Source organism: Flavobacterium sp. LMO8 (assembly GCF_009495755.1).
GTDB lineage: Bacteria > Bacteroidota > Bacteroidia > Flavobacteriales > Flavobacteriaceae > Flavobacterium.
In genome coordinates, this window is record NZ_WIBJ01000028.1 from 265410 (window position 1) to 285122 (window position 19713).

General features: G+C 33.2%; 17 protein-coding genes. 14 read left to right on the forward strand and 3 right to left on the reverse strand.

The window, feature by feature from the left end:
- The first annotated feature begins 62 nt into the window (after window positions 1-62).
- From GFJ94_RS06055 to GFJ94_RS06070, 4 genes are all read left to right on the forward strand, one after another.
- Entirely contained in the window at window positions 63-1052 is a 990-nt protein-coding gene (locus GFJ94_RS06055) for a homocysteine S-methyltransferase family protein (protein WP_153200674.1), read from the forward strand.
- Window positions 1052-3727, forward strand: a complete 2676-nt coding sequence (metH, locus tag GFJ94_RS06060; RefSeq protein ID WP_153200675.1) for a methionine synthase — start codon at window positions 1052-1054, stop codon at window positions 3725-3727. The genes GFJ94_RS06055 and metH overlap by 1 nt, the downstream gene beginning before the upstream one ends.
- Window positions 3728-3784: 57 nt before the next feature.
- A complete protein-coding gene (gene metF / locus GFJ94_RS06065) occupies window positions 3785-4741 on the forward strand; it encodes a methylenetetrahydrofolate reductase [NAD(P)H] (RefSeq protein ID WP_153200676.1) in 957 nt (318 codons plus the stop codon).
- A gap of 215 nt (window positions 4742-4956) precedes the next feature.
- Window positions 4957-5346, forward strand: a complete 390-nt coding sequence (locus tag GFJ94_RS06070; RefSeq protein ID WP_153200677.1) for a hypothetical protein — start codon at window positions 4957-4959, stop codon at window positions 5344-5346.
- 53 nt (window positions 5347-5399) lie between these two features.
- Here GFJ94_RS06070 and gldA (GFJ94_RS06075) read toward each other — a convergent pair whose 3' ends face one another.
- A complete protein-coding gene (gldA, locus tag GFJ94_RS06075; protein WP_153200678.1) occupies window positions 5400-6299 on the reverse strand; it encodes a gliding motility-associated ABC transporter ATP-binding subunit GldA in 900 nt (299 codons plus the stop codon).
- Window positions 6300-6566: 267 nt separating this feature from the next.
- On the opposite strand from gldA (GFJ94_RS06075), the gene GFJ94_RS06080 reads away from it, so the two are divergent.
- Together GFJ94_RS06080 and GFJ94_RS06085 are read left to right on the forward strand one after the other, a co-directional pair.
- The gene (locus GFJ94_RS06080) at window positions 6567-7394 is read left to right on the forward strand and encodes a prephenate dehydratase (protein ID WP_153200679.1); all 828 of its coding nucleotides are present in this window, start codon (window positions 6567-6569) and stop codon (window positions 7392-7394) included.
- A gap of 28 nt (window positions 7395-7422) precedes the next feature.
- Window positions 7423-8502 carry a bifunctional 3-deoxy-7-phosphoheptulonate synthase/chorismate mutase type II gene (locus GFJ94_RS06085; RefSeq protein WP_153200680.1) on the forward strand — a complete coding sequence of 360 codons (1080 nt, stop codon included), beginning with the start codon at window positions 7423-7425 and terminating at the stop codon, window positions 8500-8502.
- A 54-nt stretch (window positions 8503-8556) separates the two neighbouring features.
- Here GFJ94_RS06085 and GFJ94_RS06090 read toward each other — a convergent pair whose 3' ends face one another.
- Window positions 8557-9003 (reverse strand): hypothetical protein, encoded by a 447-nt coding sequence (locus tag GFJ94_RS06090; protein WP_153200681.1) that lies wholly within the window; start codon window positions 9001-9003, stop codon window positions 8557-8559.
- Window positions 9004-9068: 65 nt separating this feature from the next.
- Between GFJ94_RS06090 and rsgA the strand changes: the two genes are divergently transcribed.
- The 6 genes from rsgA to GFJ94_RS06120 all read left to right on the forward strand — a co-directional run bounded on the left by rsgA (window position 9069) and on the right by GFJ94_RS06120 (window position 16453).
- Window positions 9069-10049 (forward strand): ribosome small subunit-dependent GTPase A, encoded by a 981-nt coding sequence (gene rsgA, locus GFJ94_RS06095; protein ID WP_153200682.1) that lies wholly within the window; start codon window positions 9069-9071, stop codon window positions 10047-10049.
- A gap of 3 nt (window positions 10050-10052) precedes the next feature.
- Window positions 10053-10505 carry a D-aminoacyl-tRNA deacylase gene (gene dtd / locus GFJ94_RS06100; protein WP_153200683.1) on the forward strand — a complete coding sequence of 151 codons (453 nt, stop codon included), beginning with the start codon at window positions 10053-10055 and terminating at the stop codon, window positions 10503-10505.
- Window positions 10506-10832, forward strand: coding sequence for a nucleotide pyrophosphohydrolase (locus GFJ94_RS06105; protein ID WP_153200684.1), 327 nt, complete (start codon window positions 10506-10508; stop codon window positions 10830-10832).
- A gap of 1 nt (window position 10833) precedes the next feature.
- On the forward strand, window positions 10834-12102 hold the full coding sequence (gene aroA / locus GFJ94_RS06110; protein WP_162523804.1) for a 3-phosphoshikimate 1-carboxyvinyltransferase: 1269 nt from the start codon (window positions 10834-10836) through the stop codon (window positions 12100-12102).
- A gap of 207 nt (window positions 12103-12309) precedes the next feature.
- Window positions 12310-15780, forward strand: coding sequence for a hypothetical protein (locus tag GFJ94_RS06115; RefSeq protein WP_153200685.1), 3471 nt, complete (start codon window positions 12310-12312; stop codon window positions 15778-15780).
- 283 nt (window positions 15781-16063) lie between these two features.
- The gene (locus GFJ94_RS06120; RefSeq protein ID WP_153200686.1) at window positions 16064-16453 is read left to right on the forward strand and encodes a hypothetical protein; all 390 of its coding nucleotides are present in this window, start codon (window positions 16064-16066) and stop codon (window positions 16451-16453) included.
- Between the two features lie 60 nt (window positions 16454-16513).
- On the opposite strand, the gene gldA (GFJ94_RS06125) is transcribed toward GFJ94_RS06120, so the two are convergent.
- Window positions 16514-17419 (reverse strand): gliding motility-associated ABC transporter ATP-binding subunit GldA, encoded by a 906-nt coding sequence (gene gldA, locus GFJ94_RS06125; RefSeq protein ID WP_153200687.1) that lies wholly within the window; start codon window positions 17417-17419, stop codon window positions 16514-16516.
- Window positions 17420-17684: 265 nt separating this feature from the next.
- Between gldA (GFJ94_RS06125) and GFJ94_RS06130 the strand changes: the two genes are divergently transcribed.
- Complete coding sequence (locus GFJ94_RS06130; protein ID WP_153200688.1) at window positions 17685-18512, forward strand: prephenate dehydratase; 828 nt, start codon at window positions 17685-17687, stop codon at window positions 18510-18512.
- 42 nt (window positions 18513-18554) lie between these two features.
- Window positions 18555-19637 carry a bifunctional 3-deoxy-7-phosphoheptulonate synthase/chorismate mutase type II gene (locus GFJ94_RS06135; RefSeq protein WP_153200689.1) on the forward strand — a complete coding sequence of 361 codons (1083 nt, stop codon included), beginning with the start codon at window positions 18555-18557 and terminating at the stop codon, window positions 19635-19637.
- Window positions 19638-19713 lie beyond the last annotated feature (76 nt).

Consider the following 19713-nt stretch of genomic DNA (forward strand, 5'->3'; position numbering starts at 1 on the left):
TAATAATACAAACTTTGTGAAACTCTGTGAAAACTTAGCGTAACTCTGTGTAACAAAAAAATATGTCAAAAATTCAAGAAGAAATCAAAAAACGAATTCTCGTGCTCGATGGAGCTATGGGAACGATGTTGCAACGTTATAAATTCGAAGAAGAAGATTTTAGAGGCGAACGCTTTAAAGATTTTCCACATCCACTTAAAGGGAATAATGATTTATTGTCACTTACACAGCCTTTAGCGGTAAAAGAGGTGCATAGGCTGTATTTTAAAGCGGGTGCTGATATTGTTGAGACTAACACCTTTTCAAGTACTACTATTGGAATGGCAGATTACCACATGGAAGATTTAGTTTATGAACTGAATTTTCAGTCGGCTAAAATTGCACGTGAAGTAGCTGATGAATTTACAGATAAACCTCGTTTTGTTGCGGGTTCTATTGGACCAACTAACCGAACAGCTTCAATGTCGCCCGATGTAAATGACCCAGGATTCCGTGCGGTTAATTTTGATGATTTAAAAATTACCTATAAGCAACAAGTAGAAGCGTTAATTGATGGTGGATGTGATTTACTTTTGGTAGAAACAATTTTTGATACTTTAAATGCAAAAGCAGCTTTATTTGCAATTGAAGAAGTAAAAGAAGAGCGCAATATAGACATTCCAGTAATGGTTTCAGGTACAATTACCGATGCTTCAGGAAGAACATTATCAGGACAAACAGTTGAAGCATTTTTAATTTCTATTTCACATATTCCATTGTTGAGTGTTGGATTTAATTGTGCGCTTGGAGCAGATCAATTAAAACCTTATTTGAAAACTTTGAGTCACAATACACAGTTGAATATTTCAGCGCATCCGAATGCTGGCTTACCAAACGCTTTTGGACAATATGACCAAACGCCAGAAGAAATGCAAGCCTTAATTCGTGAATATTTAGAAGAAAATTTGGTTAATATTATTGGTGGTTGTTGCGGTACAACGCCAGATCATATAAAATTAATTGCTGAGGTAGCAAGTGAGTTTAAACCTAAACAAGTTGAAGCAACGATATAATGGCAGAGATTAAAAGCAATAAATATTTAAAACTATCAGGTTTAGAACCCTTAATCGTTACTACTGAGACAAATTTTGTTAACGTTGGTGAACGAACAAATGTTACCGGTTCTAGAAAATTTCTTCGATTAATTAAAGAAGAAAAGTACGACGAAGCTCTCGATATAGCAAGGCAACAAGTAGAAGGTGGAGCGCAAATTATCGATGTAAATATGGACGAAGGAATGTTAGATGGTGTATATGCCATGACTAAATTCCTGAATTTAATCGCAGCCGAACCTGACATTGCAAGAGTTCCTGTTATGATTGATAGTTCAAAATGGGAAATTATAGAAGCAGGTCTAAAAGTAATTCAAGGTAAAGGCGTCGTAAACTCTATTTCTCTAAAAGAAGGAGAAGCTGCTTTTATTCATCATGCTAAATTAATTAAGCGATATGGAGCTGCCGTAATTGTAATGGCTTTTGACGAAGTAGGACAGGCAGATAATTATGACCGAAGAATTGAAATTTGTAAAAGAAGCTACGATATACTAGTTGATAAAGTCGGTTTCCCTGCGGAAGATATTATATTCGATCCTAATATTTTTCCTGTTGCAACAGGAATGGATGAACATAAATTAAATGCATTAGATTTTTTTAGAGCTACAAAATGGATTCGAGAAAATTTACCTTATGCCAATGTATCTGGAGGGGTAAGTAATGTCTCCTTTTCATTTAGAGGGAATGACAAAGTGCGAGAAGCAATGCATTCTGCTTTTCTATATCATGCAATTAAAAACGGCATGACAATGGGAATTGTAAATCCAGAAATGTTAGAGATTTACGATGAAATTGATTCAGTGCTTTTAGAACATGTAGAAGACGTTTTGTTAAACAGAAGAGAAGATGCAACCGAACGTCTTTTAGATCTAGCAGAAAGTTTTAAAAGCGATGTACGTTCAAATGAAAAGGCAATTGCAGAATGGAGAAGTGGTACAATCCAGGAACGTTTAACACACGCTTTAGTAAAAGGATTAGATGAATTTATAGAAATAGATGTAGAAGAAGCCCGTCTACAAGTAAAAAGACCTATTGAGGTAATCGAAATTAACTTAATGGCCGGAATGAATGTAGTTGGAGATCTTTTTGGTTCGGGTAAAATGTTTTTACCGCAAGTGGTAAAATCGGCACGTGTAATGAAAAAGGCAGTAGCCTATTTGTTACCCTTTATCGAAGCAGAAAAAGACGGTAAATCATCATCTGCTGGAAAAGTGTTAATGGCAACTGTTAAAGGCGATGTACACGATATTGGAAAAAATATTGTTTCAGTAGTTTTAGCCTGCAATAATTTCGAAATCATCGATTTAGGTGTTATGGTTCCGCCTGAAAAAATTATTGAAGCAGCTATAAAAGAAAATGTTGATATTATCGGATTAAGCGGTTTGATTACTCCTTCATTAGACGAAATGGTCTATTTGGCCAAAGAAATGGACAAATTAAACATCAAAATTCCAGTAATGATTGGTGGTGCAACAACATCAAGAGCACATACTGCAGTAAAAATTGCACCTTCATACAGCGAAACTGTTGTTCATGTAAACGATGCTTCTCGTGCAGTAACCGTAGCGAGTAACTTATTGCAACCCGAAACAAAGTTAGATTATGCTAAAAAAGTTCGTGAGGAGTATGATGCGCTTCGTGAAGGTTACTTAAGTAGAAGTCGTGAAAAGAATTTCTTGTCAATAAATGATGCCAGAAACAATAAGTTTCAGTTAGATTGGGATAGCTTTGAGCCTATAAAGCCTAATTTTATTGGAACAAAAAAAATAGATGTAGATTTAGCGGATTTAACCGATTTCATCGATTGGACGCCATTTTTCCAATCTTGGGAATTACATGGAAAATACCCTGCAATTTTAAACGATGCCGTTGTTGGAGAACAAGCGACTGCATTATTTGAAGATGCTAAAAGTATGTTGTATCAAATTGTAACACAAAAATGGTTCAAAGCAAAAGGAGTACTCGGAATTTTCCCAGCAAATACAGTTAATCACGACGATATAGAGTTTGTTACAGCTAATGGTAAAGAGTTTTTCTTAACCTTAAGACAACAATCTCAAAAAACTACTGGAGCACCAAATATTGCATTGTCTGATTTTATAGCGCCAAAAGAAACAGGTAAACAAGATTATGTTGGATGTTTCTGCGTCTCGACTGGTTTTGGAGTCGAAGAAAAAGCGAAAGAGTACAAGGATCAGTTAGACGATTATAACGCCATTTTAATTCAGGCATTAGGCGATCGTTTAGCGGAAGCTTTCGCTGAATATTTACATTTAAAAGTGCGTAAAGAAATTTGGGGTTATGCTTCAGATGAAGTTTTGTCGAATGAAGAATTAATTAAAGAAAATTATAAAGGAATTCGTCCCGCTCCTGGTTATCCTGCTTGTCCGGATCATTTAGAAAAACCAACTATTTGGAAAGTGTTAAATGTTGAAGATGAAATTGGAGTAACCTTAACAGAGAGTATGGCTATGTGGCCAGCTGCATCAGTGTCAGGATATTATTTTGCGAATCCAAACAGTAAGTATTTCGGATTAGGTAAGATAAAACCAGACCAAGTAGTTGATTATGCCAAAAGAAGAGATATAAGTGTAGATGAAGCAACAAAATGGTTAACACCAAATTTAGCAGATTAAATATTTGTTTCAAGTTTTACAACTAACCTGAAACTTGAAACCTGAAACTAAAAAAATATGAAAGTAACTGAACATATAGATAACGCGAACGGAAAGCCTTTGTTTTCATTCGAGATTTTACCTCCTTTAAAAGGACAGAATATTCAATCCATTTTTGATGGAATAGATCCTTTAATGGAATTCAATCCACCATTTATAGATGTAACATATCACAGGGAAGAATACGAATTTAAAGAACTGGAAAATGGACTTTTACAAAAGAAAGTAGTAAAAAAGCGCCCAGGTACAGTTGGTATATGTGCCGGAATACAAAATAAATACAATGTAGATGCAATACCGCATATTTTATGTGGTGGTTTTACTAAGGAAGATACTGAAAACTTACTTATCGATTTAGATTTTTTAGGTATTGATAATGTCGTAGCACTTAGAGGAGATGCTGTTAAAAGCGAAATTTATTTTAAGCCAGAAAAAGAAGGAAATGCTTTTGCTAGTGAATTGGTAACACAAATAAGTAATTTAAATAACGGAATTTATTTGGATGAAGATTTGCAAAATTCCACTAAAACCGATTTTTGTATCGGAGTGGCAGGTTATCCAGAAAAACACATGGAAGCGCCAAGTTTAGACAGTGATATCCATTTCGTAAAACAAAAAATAAAAAACGGAGCCGATTATATCATCACCCAAATGTTTTTTGATAATAAAAAATTCTTCGATTTTGTAGGCAAATGCAGAGCTGCCGGAATTACCGTTCCGATTATACCAGGATTAAAACCAATCTCTACCAAAAAGCAATTGAATTTAATTCCGCACCGTTTTAGTTTAGAATTGCCTGATGATTTAATTATGGAAGTTGTGAAAGCTAAAGACAATGAAGTAGTAAAGCAAATTGGTGTAGAATGGTGTATTAATCAGAGTAAAGAGTTAGTTGCAGCCGGTATTCCAGTATTGCATTATTATTCGATGGGAAAAGCCGAAAATGTGAAAGCAATAGCTAAAGAAATTTTTTAATACTGGTATTTTTATTTTATTCTTAAAAAATGAATCTTAAATAAAGGAAAAATGTTTCTTTTTTTTAAGTATGCTGTTTTTAATGAAAATTTAATAGTGCATAAAGTAGAAAATATATCAATAATTCAATTGAAATTATTTTTTGATTGAATTATTTTTTTTCTAACTCATTTTAAAATTGTAAATTGGAGGTATAAACCAATCAACAATCGAATATGAAAAAAGTAATATTTACATTAATTATTATATTCGTTGCCCAGTTTAACTTCGCAAACGAAAATGATTCGTTATTAATTGCTGCACGTAACTATAGTTTAAAACATAATTATACTATGGCTATTAAGATGTACAAAGAGTATGTAAAAGTAACAGAAGTTATAGCGCTTAAAAATGTTTATATCGAATTAGCTAATTGTTATTTTAAAAACGAAGACAAAGATAGTGCAGTTAAAACGATAGTAAAAGCGATAGAATCTTACGGTTTAACCGAAGAAGATTTTATATACAATCAAAACATTGACGCTAAATTATCCGATTATGCATTAGCAAAAGTGTATAATGATTTAGAAAAATTACAGAAGAAATATTTGGCAACTTTAGAGTGAAAGCAGCAATAATATTTCAACTGGGAAAAATAATCTAAAGGAAATGTCTTAGATTATTTTTTTGCCGTTTTTTCTCTGAATATCTCTTCTAAATTTTTATTTTTTAAGTTTAATTGTAGAATTTTTAAATTATTATTTTGAGCAAAATCAAAAACTCTAGAGCGCATATCTTCTGTAGTTTCAAAAGTTAATGTAAATGTCGTAGGTGATGTTTTATTGGCTAAAATTAAATTTTCAAATTTAATTAAATTGGCATCCAATTCTACGTCAAACTCCACTTCAATTACTTGTTCTACTTGTTCTTGAACTAAGCTCTTTAAGTTCTTGTCTTCAACTATTTCTCCTTTATTGATTATTATAACTCTATCGCAAATAGCTTCAACTTCTTGCATAATATGAGTAGAAAGAAACACCGTTTTGTTTTTTCCTATATTTTTTATCAAATCTCTAATTTCAACCAATTGGTTAGGGTCTAAACCAGTTGTTGGTTCATCTAAAATTAAGACTTCCGGATCATGTAGCAAGGCGGCTGCAAGTCCTACTCTTTGTCGGTATCCTTTAGAAAGTTCGGTTATTTTTTTGTTGGCTTCTGGTGATAAACCTGTTAATTCTATAACTTCTTCAATTCTATTTTTAACTACTTTGTAAACATCAGCATTAAAACTAAGGTATTCCCGTACATAAAGATCTAAGTATAAAGGATTGTGCTCTGCTAAGTAGCCAACTGATTTTTGTACTTTTTTTTGTGCTGTTGCAACATTGTATTCATTTACAAAAGCTTCACCTTCATCGGCGGTAATGTAAGTAGTTAAAATTTTCATTAAAGTGGATTTACCTGCACCATTTGGACCAAGGAAACCAACAATTTCACCTTTTTTTATAGAAAAAGAAATTGAATTTAATGCTTTTTGCGCACCATAATTTTTGGAAATATTTTTAACTTCTATCGACATATGATGTAAATTTTAGCAAAAGTAACTTTTTTTAAAAGAACTCAAATTTATTTAAAAAAGTATTTCGTTTTCATTTTTTTTATTACTTTAGCAGAATCAAATAACAAAGAGCGAAATGCTTAACAATAGTACATTTTTCTTTAACAATTCTTTTTATTTCTTCTGGAGACAGTTGAGGGATTGTTGTGCTATTATATAAATAAAAAAAATTATTTTATAAACATACAATCCCGATGCAAAATCGGGATTTTTTTTTGCTCATATATTATGGAAATTAAAGTCGCAATTCAGGGAATTCAAGGGTCGTTTCATCACCAAGTAGCACGTCGTTATTTTAGTGAAGCAATTGGTTTGGTTGAATGTGTTACATTTAGAGATGTAGTTAATAGTTTAAAAAATAACCAGTCAGATAAAGCCATCATGGCGATTGAAAATTCTATTGCAGGCACTATTTTACCCAATTATGCCTTAATCGATTCGAATGATTTACATATTATTGGGGAGTATTTTTTGGATATTCATATGAATTTGATAGCGTTTCCAGGTCAAAAAATTGAAGATATTAAAGAAGTGCATTCGCATCCAATAGCCTTGTTGCAATGTGCGAATTTCTTTAGTCAATATCCAAATATTAAATTGGTGGAAAGTTCTGATACAGCTATTACGGCTAAACGAATTCAGGAAAATCAATTGAAAGGAATTGGAGCTCTTGCCGGACCAGTTGCTTCCGAAATTTACAATTTAGAAATTATTGCAGATGGAATTCACACAGCAAAAAACAATAAAACGCGTTTTGTAGTTTTAAAAGCATCTAATAAAGAAATTCCGAAAGAACTGATTAATAAAGCTTCGATAAAATTTGAATTAGACGATACACCAGGTTCTTTAGCAACAGTTTTAAATGTATTGAATAATTGCAAATTGAATCTAACGAAAATTCAATCGTTACCTATTATAGAAACGCCTTTTACTTATGCCTTTTTTGTGGATGTGGTTTTCGAAAAATACAAACATTTTGAAAAGGCAAAAAGAATATTAGAAATAATGACAACGCATTTTAAGGTTTTGGGAGAATATCAACAATTTAAACAATAAATAGTAATTTTGTAGAGTATATATAGTTATGGAAAATAATATAAATTTAGGAAATTGGTTAACAGCATTTAACTTAAATCATCCGCTAGTAATAGCAGGTCCTTGCAGTGCAGAAACAGAAGAACAAGTTTTAAAAATAGCACACGAATTAAAGGATTCTGATGTTTCTATATTTAGGGCGGGAATTTGGAAGCCAAGAACACGTCCTGGAGGTTTTGAAGGTGTTGGAGCAATAGGACTTAAGTGGTTGCAAAAAGCAAAAGCCGAAACCGGTTTGTTAATGGCTACAGAAGTAGCTACAGCAGCTCATGTTAAATCAGCATTAGAGCATGATATCGACGTCTTATGGATAGGTGCAAGAACTGCGGTAAATCCATTTGCTGTTCAAGAAATTGCAGATGCATTACAAGGAACGGATAAAATTGTATTATTAAAAAATCCTATTAACCCCGATTTGTCACTTTGGCTTGGAGGATTAGAACGCTTGTACAATGCCAATATTAAAAAACTAGGTGTTATACATAGGGGGTTTTCAACGTATGAAAAAACGAAATATCGTAATAATCCTGAATGGCAAATTGCAATCGATTTACAAAATCGTTTCCCTAATTTGCCTCTTATTTGCGACCCTTCTCATATTACAGGACGAAGAGATATGATTCAAGATGTCTCGCAACACGCTTTAGATTTAAATTTTGATGGTTTAATTGTGGAGACACATTTTGATCCGGATAACGCATGGAGCGATGCCGCACAACAAATTACACCAAATGTGCTAAAGAAAATGTTTGTTGATTTACGCGTTAGAAAAATTACAGACGAAGCAGATGATTATAATAAAAAACTTTCAAACTTGCGTGCGCAGATAGATGTTTTCGACGAAAAAATTTTAGATTTGATAGGAAGCAGAATGAAAATTGCCGATGAAATAGGGTTATTGAAAAAGGAAAAAAATGTAGCCATTTTACAAAATAAACGTTGGAACGAAATTTTAGGTAAAATGATTATAGATGGGAAAGAAAAAGGATTAAGTGAAGAATTTGTTTTGCAATTATTCAAATCCATTCATCAAGAAAGCATACAACATCAAGAAAAGGTGTTTAAGTAATAAAAAAAATGCCCCAATAGTGTAAACTTTTGGGGCATGATCATTTCGAGTTTTTTATTTTTTTACTCTCTTAAAGACATAACGAGTAATAAAAATTCCGTTACCGTCGTCTTTTCCACCATCACTTTCAACTGCACTTGTTACAAAAGCCAACTCCCAGCCTTCTTCAGACATGGTTGAAAGTTTAGAAGATACTAATGCGTCATTTGCGGCAATATTCTCAAATCGTATTCCACCTATGTTGTAAAAGTTAAGAAGTTTTGTTTCTTCAAATTTATCAACCCTAATGTCACCTCTGTTACTTTTGTTTCTTCCTTCATCATGTTCTGAAGTAAAATCTTTGTAATTGCGTTCGTCTTCAACTGAAATCATTCGCGACCTACCTATTCCATTCGGTACAATAGATTCTACACTTGTAACAACTTTATATTCTACTTGTTGTGCCATTAAACTTGAAAAACCTAAAAAAAGAAAGGATAATAAAAAGAGTACTTTTTTCATAATAAAATAACTTAATTGTTCTTCACAAATATAAGAAAAAAATTAAAAAAAGTTATCTTTGCTACATGACAGGAATAGTTTATAAATCTACAGGAAGTTGGTATACTGTAAAAACTCAAGATGGTAGTTTTTTAGAGTGCAGAATAAAAGGAAAATTCCGTATGAAAGGAATAAAAAGCACTAATCCAATTGCTGTAGGAGATGTAGTAGATTATGATATTGAAAATACAACAGATGAAACCACAGGGGTTATCACCAATATTCACGAACGAAAAAATTATATTGTTCGTAAATCGGTAAACTTGTCAAAGCAAACCCATATTATAGCATCGAATATTGATGTCGTTTTCTTGTTGGTCACTATTAACAACCCGCCAACAACCACTAGCTTTATTGATCGATTTTTGGTAACTGCAGAAGCTTACGGTATTGAAGCTGTTTTGGTTTTTAATAAAATTGATACTTATTCGGAAGAAACAGTAGATGAACAATTGTTTTTACAATACGTTTACTCTGAAATTGGGTATAAATGTTTACGTGTTTCGGCACAAGAGAAAAAAGGTTTAGATGAGCTGAAGGCAATGATGATGGGTAAAACTTCTATGTTTTCAGGACATTCGGGCGTTGGCAAATCAACCTTAGTTAATGCATTGGAGCCTACTTTAAATTTAAAAACAAAACAAATTTCAGAATCCCATTCACAAGGACAGCACACTACTACTTTTGCTGAGATGTTCGATTTGTCGTTTGATGCACAAATTATTGATACACCGGGGATACGTGGATTTGGCGTAGTAGATATGGAAAAACAAGAAATTGGAGACTATTTTCCTGAATTTTTTGCTTTGAAAGATAAATGTAAATTCAATAATTGTTTGCATAAAGAAGAACCAAAATGCGCAGTAAAAGAGGCGTTAGAAAAAGATGAAATAGCATGGTCGCGTTATAAGAGTTATACTCAAATTCTAGAGGGTGATGAAGAGCAATACAGAGCTGATTTATACGATGCAGACAGAAAAGCAAGTGACGAAACGCGAAAGTCCTAAATAATGAAAGTCGTAATTCAAAGAGTTAGCGAAGCAAGTGTAACAATAGCAACGGATGTTGTGGCTTCAATTGGAAAAGGTCTTCTAGTGTTAGTAGGTGTTGAAAGTGCAGATAATCAAGAAGATATCAATTGGTTGGCTTCTAAAATTGTCAACATGAGAATTTTTGCAGATGAAAATGAAATAATGAACCTGTCAATTAAAGAGGCGGATGGAGAGATAATTGTGGTAAGTCAGTTCACATTACACGCGCTAACCAAAAAAGGAAATCGTCCAAGTTATATCAAAGCTTCAAAACCTGAAATTGCAATTCCGCTTTACGAATCTTTCGTGCAACAAATGGAAATAGAATTAGGTAAAAAAGTACAAACCGGTCAATTTGGAGCTGATATGAAAGTAGCTTTAGTTAATGACGGACCAGTAACTATTATAATTGATACAAAAAATAAAGAATAAATGAACCTGAAAAATTCCCAACAAGAAGTAGATAATTGGATTAAGGAACACGGTGTTCGTTATTTCAATGAACTAACAAATATGGCCCAACTTACCGAAGAAGTAGGTGAAGTGGCTCGAATTATTGCGCGTCGTTATGGCGAGCAAAGTGAAAAGGAAAGCGATAAAAACAAAGACTTGGGCGAAGAACTTGCTGATGTTGTTTTTGTGGTTTTATGTTTAGCCAATCAAACAGGGGTCGATTTACAATCGGCTTTCGATAAAAAAATGGAGCTAAAAACCAAACGCGATCACGACCGCCACCACAACAACGAAAAATTAAAATAAAGTGAACGTAGCGCTTCAAAAATCAAAAATAAAAAATCAGAATTCTGAAATTAAAATAACCGGTTCAAAATCTGAAACCAATAGATTACTATTGTTACAGGCTCTGTATCCCAATTTAATATTGGAAAACACCTCTAATTCCGATGATTCTGAAGTGATGTTGAACGCATTACAAAGCTCGCAATTCCCAATTCCCAATTCCCAAATCGTAGACGTTCATCATGCCGGAACAGCAATGCGTTTTTTAACTGCATTTTTCGCAACTCAAGAAAATAGAGAAATCATATTAACGGGTTCCTCAAGAATGAAGGAGCGGCCTATTAAAATTTTGGTTGATGCTTTAATTCAGTTGGGTGCAGAAATTTCGTATGAAGAAAAAGAAGGTTTTCCGCCCATTAAAATAAAAGGAAAAAAATTAACACAGCATAAAGTTACACTCCTGGCAAATGTTAGCAGTCAATATATTTCGGCATTATTATTAATTGCACCAAAACTAGAAAAAGGATTAGAACTTAATTTAGAAGGAGAAATCACTTCCATTCCTTACATCAAAATGACATTGGCATTGTTAAATGAAATAGGAGTTACAACCTCTTTTGAAAATAATGTAATTAAAGTAAACAACCATAAATTACCCATAAACCAAAGCCCAATAACCATTGAAAGTGATTGGAGTTCGGCGTCGTATTGGTATTCTATTGTCGCTCTTTCAGAAATTGGAACCCAAATTGCTCTTTCCAGTTACAAACAAAATAGTTTACAAGGCGACAGTGTTTTGGTGGAAGTTTACAAGGGTTTTGGTGTTGAAACTATTTTCAACGAAAATAATACTATTACAATTTCAAAAGTAAAAAGTCAGACTGAGCTTGTCGAAGTGCCAACTGTTAATTATCAACTAAACAACTCGCCAGACATTGCGCAAACCATTGCTGTAACTTGTTTTGGGTTAGGACTAGCTTGTGATTTATACGGTTTGCATACCTTAAAAATAAAAGAGACGGATAGACTTGAAGCTCTAAAAACAGAGTTGGCCAAATTAGGTGCTGAAATTTCAGTAACTAGCGAATCATTACATTTGAAACCTTCTTCTCAAATTAAAGAAAATATGTCAATCGCAACCTATCAAGACCACAGAATGGCAATGGCTTTTGCGCCACTTGTACTTCGTGTTCCAATTACTATTGAAGAAGCGGAGGTGGTCTCAAAATCGTATCCACATTTTTGGGAAGATTTGCAAAAGGTTGCTTTTTGTTTAAAAACGATACAATAAAAATTACATAGTGTTTAAATAGCCTTGTTTACATTAATTTAATGCAGTTTTTTTTTTTTTTTAATAACTTTGTACACTAAAAGAAAAAATAAAATCTTACTACTTATAAAATCGTACTTTTGTAAGTGTAATTTATGTTTATTCATTTTTTAAAAATAATAATAGAAAGTATCTACTTAAAAAGATAACACGCTTAAAAATACGATTATGAAAAAATTTTACAAGCTAAGTTGGGTATTGTGCTTGATTACATTCCTTTTTACAACCCCTCTTTTCGCTCAGGCAGAACTAGAGCCCAATGACCTGTGTACGAACGCCAATGTTTTGAATTCCGTAACTACCTATACAGGTTCATTGAGCAGTTCAAGTGATAAGGACTGGTGGTACGTTCAGGTGAGCGACCCCAATGCTGCAAGCATCAATATAAATATCACCTATAATTATGACCCAACTGGAGCACAGTATCAGGTGGTTGTAAAGGATATCGTAAATGACTTATGTAATCCTAATGACTATTGGGGATCATCAACTCATTCAATCACCTCCAGTTCGGCGACCTACAATACAGAAGGAATAGGCAGTCCAGTGAGTTATTTCTCGTTTGAGATTACTGCGCTCAATGGTACTTCTGGAAATTATTCCTTCACAGTGAACAGCTCAACGGAACCTTTGGCGCTGCCGCCCGCTCCTGGTGGTGTATCAGGTGCCAACCTGTGGTACAAAGCAGATGAAGGTGTAACGGCTTCTGGTGGGTTTATGTCAAAATGGGAGAACAAGGGCTCAATGGGTACTACCGCAGATGCTCAACTCCTAGGAACACAAGCAGGTGATAGTCATCCAGCCCACATTACTTCAGGTGCTGATATGCTTAATTTTAATCCATCAGTCAAATTTGATGGTGTTAACGATTTTATTCAAACGGGTTTACTTCCAACCTTTTTGCCTACTGCTACTGATAAAGAAGTTTCTCAATTTATTGTTTATAAAAAACTCGGTACCAACAACACGTTTGTCTGGAATATCGATAATGGTCTTTTGCCATCAAATAGCGGAGGAGTAGTTTTACTCGGTGCAAAATCTGATGGTCAACTTTTACACTCAAGTCGTCGGGTAGATTATCCAACAGCCATAGTCGAAAACGAAACGGTGCTGTTTGATATGGTAGCCACTACTAGTTCAAATCCCGCAAATGAATCTTTTGACTTAAATAAAAACGGTTTTCAAAGTCAGAATCCTGCCACCAATGCCTATAATGCTGATAATTTAGATCATCCGTTGAGGTTTGGGCGTTTTATAAATAATTTTGGTCATGCCATTATTGCAGAGTTGGTAATTTACCCAACTTCCCTCAGTCCGGGTGATAGAAATAAAGTACACAGTTACCTGGCTCTTAAATATGGATTATCACTGGGAAATAACCAGAATTCGGCTTTATTCGTTAACTCAGCCGGCACACCAATATACTCCAACGCTACTTATAAATTTGATGTTTTTGGTATCGGCAGGGACGATGTCAGCGGACTAAACCAACCGCAATCCAACAGTATGAATACCGGCAGTGGCGATGGTACTGGGCAAAGTGGAAAAGGGAATATTGTGCTAAGTAATCCTTCTTCTCTGGATGATGGGGACTATTTGATAATCGGGAATGACAATGCAGCATTAACAGAGCAAACCACCGAAGTACCCTCAGCTGGCCAAAGTAGAATAACCCGCGAATGGTTCGTGAAGCGTACAGGAGATCCTGGTGCGGTAGATTTAAGTTTTGATACTAATGGACTTACAGTATCGGGTACTACAGCAACTGATTTTAAATTACTAATTGATGCAGATGGAGATTTTAGTTCTGGAGCTACAGAGGTAAATGCAACAAGTTTAACTGGAACAAAAGTTAATTTTAATGGGGTTACTTTACCAAATGGCAATTATATTACCATTGTAACTGGAGCTGTTTTAGGAGGCAATTCTTGGATTGGTGTTACTAATTCAGATTGGACAGTTCTAACAAACTGGAGCGCAAATCAAATACCAACAGCTTTAGATGATGTTATTATTCCTGTTACTCCTAATAATCCTGTAATTAATGGCGGAGTGAATGCTGTTGTTAATAAAATTACAATACAATCAGGTGCTAACTTAACTATAAATAATGATGGTTTTTTAACAGCTACTGATGTAGTAGATTTAGCAGGTGATATAATTTTAGAAGATCACGCAAGTTTAATACAGATAAATAATGTGGCTAATACGGCAACAACAGGTACAATGATTTTAAAAAGAACATCATCTTTGCGAAATGTAGATTATGTGTATTGGTCATCTCCTGTTACTAACTTTAATGTAAATAACATTTCTCCATTAACTACAATTGCCGCTGAGTTAAAATGGGATGCAACTATTGGAGCTAATATGAATGGTTATGGTAATTGGGAACCTACTTCGGAAAATATGGTTGTAGGTAAAGGATATGCGGTAAGATCTCCAGATGGTTTTACATCAACACCAGCGTTATTTAATACATCATTTACGGGTATTCCAAATAATGGAACTATAACAACACCAATTTCAAGAGGAACTTATGATGGGCCAGATTACGATAATGATGCTAATCCAGCTACAGCAAATGCTACTAAAAATGATGATAATTTTAACTTAATTGGTAACCCATATCCGTCAGCAATTAGTGCAGATGCATTTTTAAATGCAAATTCAAATATTGAAGGATTTGTAAATATTTGGTCACACGGAACACTTCCAAGTAGCGCTGTTACCAGCCCATTTTACGGAAGTTTTGTGTATAATTATTCACCAACAGATTATATCACCTATAATAAATCGGGTCAGTCAACTGGTCCAGGTTCATTTAATGGCAATATTGCCTCTGGACAAGGGTTCTTTGTGTTAATGAAGTCTAACACTGCTTCTACGACAGAAACGGTAACCTTCACCAATGCAATGCGAAGCACTTCATATGACAACGATCATTTCTTTAGAATTCCAGCAGATGAAGGGCGTGTTTGGTTAGATATTGTAGAACAAGATAATAATACACATTTACGAACACTAGTTGCCTATAAAGATGGTGCAACTGATGGTGTAGACAGAGATTATGATGCTACTACTGATAGAAAACCAATATTAAATATATTTTCTTTAATTGGAACTGATATCTTTAAAATACAAGGAAGAGCAACGCCATTAAATCAAAATGATATAGTACCAATCGGCATAACTGTTCCAGTAACTGGAGATTATCATATTGGTATTGGTCAATTAGATGGTATTTTTACAAATCCAACCCAAGGAATTTATTTAGAAGATAAAGACTTAAATCAAGTGCATGATTTAAAAGCTAATCCGTATTACTTTACTGCGAATGCAGGTGTTTATGAGAATAGATTTTTGTTGAAATACACTAATACATTAAGTAATGTTGATAATGATTTTATTAATAATCAAGTAATTATAATTAATAATGATAATTTAATTATTAGAGCACAAAATCAACTAATAAAATCTGTTACTATTTTTGATGTTTTAGGAAGAGAAATTAAAAATTATAATAATATTAATTCGCAAGAAATGATTTTAGATGATTTGCAAAAAAGTAAAGATTTAAAAATAGTAAAAGTCACACTTGATAATGGAATGGTTTATAATTTGAAAGCTATTTATTAATCATTCATCTACCAATAAAAAAGCAGCCAATTGGCTGCTTTTTTATTGGTAGATGAAAAGAAGTTTTTAAAAGTGTATTTTTTCGAATATTTCAATAAATCGAAAATTAAGGCTATTTAAATTTCATAATATGTTATAAATTCTATTTTTATGTAAATAATATATTTTAATTTTGTTAAAACTCTATTGAATAATTTGGTTAAATTTATGATTTGATTTAAATAATGTTTTTTTGTTTGAAATATTTATTGTAAATTTATAATGAATCCAAATCCAAATCAATATGAAAAAAATTATCTACACTTTCGTAATTTTATTCATTTCTCAGTTAAACTTTGCAAATGAATTAGACTCAATAATTTCAAACGCTAGAGAATTTGGAAAGAAGAAGAATTATACTGAGGCAATTAAAGAGTATGAAAATTACATTAAATTGTCAAAAGGTGAAAATTTAAAAGACGTTTATATAGAAGTAGCCAATTGTTATTTCTATCAAAATAAAAAGGAAACTGCTGTAAAATACATAAAAGATGCCATTTCAAAGTATGGCTTCACAGAAGAGGATTTTATTTACAGTTCTATTTTGGATGAAAAATTGTCATCGTACGCGCTTTCTGTAGTTTATGACGATTATTTCAAGTTAAGAAAAAAGTATTTGGCAACGTTGAATTAGTTTATTATCGTCAAAGCTTTTTTGAAATCTCCTTACAGGTTTATTTGTAAGGAGATTTTTTTATTTCTTCTTCGCTGTTTTTTCTCTGAAAATTTGCTCTAAGTTTTTACTTTTCAATACAATTTGTAGTGTTCTTAAATTATTGGCTTGTGCAAAATCAAATAACTCTGGTCGCATATCTGATGTTGTAGTAAAAGTAAGTTCCCAAACTAAATCATGTGTATTTTTAGCCGATTTTAAATTTGGTAATGCAACAAAGTCTGATTCAGCTACTTTTTTATCAAATTCTACTTCAATAATTTGTTCGGCTTCTTCGGCAACTAAATTATTTAGTTTTTTATCGGTAACGATTTTTCCTTTATCAATGATGATAATTCTATCGCAAATAGCTTCTACTTCTTGCATAATGTGAGTAGAAAGAAAAACTGTTTTATTTTTTCCAATGTTTTTAATCAAATCACGAATTTCAACCAACTGATTTGGGTCTAAACCTGTAGTGGGTTCATCTAAAATCATTACATCAGGATTGTGTAATAAAGCCGTTGCTAATCCTACACGTTGACGGTATCCTTTTGATAATTCTCCAATTTTTTTATGACTTTCTGGGGTTAATCCTGTTAAAGCAATTACTTCATCAATTCTCGATTTCGCAACTTTATGTAAATCGGCATTAAAAGCCAAATATTCTCTCACATATAAATCTAAATACAACGGATTATGTTCTGGTAAATAACCAACCGATTTTTGCACTTCTTTTTGTTCCGAAGTTACATCGTGTTCGTTCACAACTGCAGTTCCGCTATCTGCTGATAAATAAGTGGTCAAAATTTTCATCAAAGTTGATTTTCCGGCACCATTTGGACCTAAAAAACCCACGATTTCTCCTTTTTTTACAGAAAAACTAATGTTGTTTAACGCTTTTTGGTCTCCGTAATTTTTTGAAATATTTTGAACTTCTATCGACATACCTTGTAAATTTTAGCAAAAGTAACTTTTTTTAAAAGAACTCAAATTTATTTAAAAAAGTATTTTGTTTTCATTTTTTTATTACTTTAGCCAAATATAACAACAAAGTTACAATGCTTACCAATAGCACATTTTTTTATAACAATTCTTTTTATTTCTTCTGGAGACAGATGAGGGATTGTTGTGCTATTATATAAATCAAAGAAATTTATTTTTATAAACATACAATCCCGATGCAAATCGGGATTTTTTTTTGCTCATAACTATGGAAATTAAAGTCGCAATTCAGGGAATTCAAGGGTCGTTTCATCACCAAGTGGCACATCATTATTTTGGTGAGGCGATTGGGTTGGATGAATGTGTTACATTTAGAGATGTTGCCAATAGTTTGAAAAACAAGCAGTCGGATAAAGCTATCATGGCGATTGAAAATTCAATTGCAGGAGCGATTCTACCTAATTATGCTTTAATCGATTCATACGATTTACATATAATTGGAGAACACTTTTTAGATATTCATATGAATTTAATGGTGTTACCAGGACAAACAATCGAAGATATTAAGGAAGTACATTCACATCCAATTGCTTTGTTGCAATGTGCCAATTTCTTCAGTCAATATCCGCATATTAAATTGGTCGAAAGCTCGGATACCGCAATAACAGCAAAACGAATTCAGGAAAATCAATTAAAAGGAATTGGTGCTTTGGCTGGACCAGTTGCGGCTAATATTTATGATTTGGAAATTATCGCTGATGGAATTCATACCGTAAAAAGTAATAAAACACGCTTTGTGGTTTTAAAAGCAAGTAATAAGGAAATTCCGAAAGAACTCATCAATAAAGCTTCAGTGAAATTTGAGTTGGATGACACGCCAGGTTCGTTGGCAACGGTTTTAAATGTGATGAATAATTGCAAATTGAATCTAACCAAAATTCAATCGTTACCTATTATCGAAACACCATTTACCTATGCTTTTTTTGTAGATGTGGTTTTTGAAAAATATAAACATTTTGAAAGAGCGAAAAAAGTAATGGAAATTATGACAACGCATTTCAAGGTTTTGGGTGAATATGAAAGAAGTAAACAATAATAATTTAAGAATAAATAGTAATTTTACAGTGAAAATATGGTTATGGAAAATAAAAAAGAATTACGCACTTGGTTAGATGATTTTCAATTGAATCATCCATTAGTTATTGCTGGGCCATGTAGTGCAGAAACCGAAGATCAAGTTTTAAAAATAGCACACGAATTAAAGAATTCTGATGTTTCTATTTTCCGTGCGGGAATTTGGAAACCTCGTACGCGTCCGGGTGGATTTGAAGGCGTGGGCGAAATCGGATTGAAATGGTTGCAAAAAGCCAAAGCTGAAACGGGTTTGTTAATGGCAACGGAAGTCGCTACGGCAGCTCACGTAAAATTAGCCATTGAACATGATATTGATGTATTGTGGATTGGTGCAAGAACTACCGTAAATCCTTTCGCTGTTCAAGAAATTGCCGATGCTTTGCAAGGAACTGATAAAATCGTTTTATTAAAAAACCCAGTAAATCCCGATTTGTCTTTATGGATTGGCGGTTTAGAACGATTATATAATGCGAATATTAAGAAATTAGGTGTAATTCATAGAGGATTTTCTACTTACGAAAAAACAAAATACCGCAATAATCCTGAGTGGCAAATTGCGATTGACTTACAAAATCGTTTCCCAGATTTGCCTCTGATTTGCGATCCTTCGCACATTACAGGAAAGCGAGATATGATTCAAGAAGTGTCGCAACAAGCTTTAGATTTGAATTACGACGGATTAATTATTGAAACCCACATTGACCCAGATAATGCTTGGAGCGATGCCGCCCAACAAGTAACGCCAGCAACTTTGAAACAAATGTTCATCAATTTACGCGTTAGAAAAGTCTCAGATGATGAAAGCGAATACAATCAGAAAATGGCAAAACTCCGCATGCAAATTGATGAATTTGATGGAAAACTGTTAGAAATTTTGGGTAACCGAATGAAAGTAGCCGATAAAATTGGTTTATTGAAGAAAGAAAAAAACGTTGCAATTCTTCAAAATCAAAGATGGAATGAAATTTTAGGAAAAATGATTTTAGAAGGCGAAGAAAAAGGATTAAGTAATGAATTTGTGATGTTGTTGTTTAAAGCGATTCATCAAGAAAGTATAACGCATCAAGAAAAAGTGATTAATAAATAAATTTTAACTAGAAAAACTATCTTTGTTGAATAATTACTTAAGTTATCCTAAACTTTTCGAAAGGCTGACTTCAAAC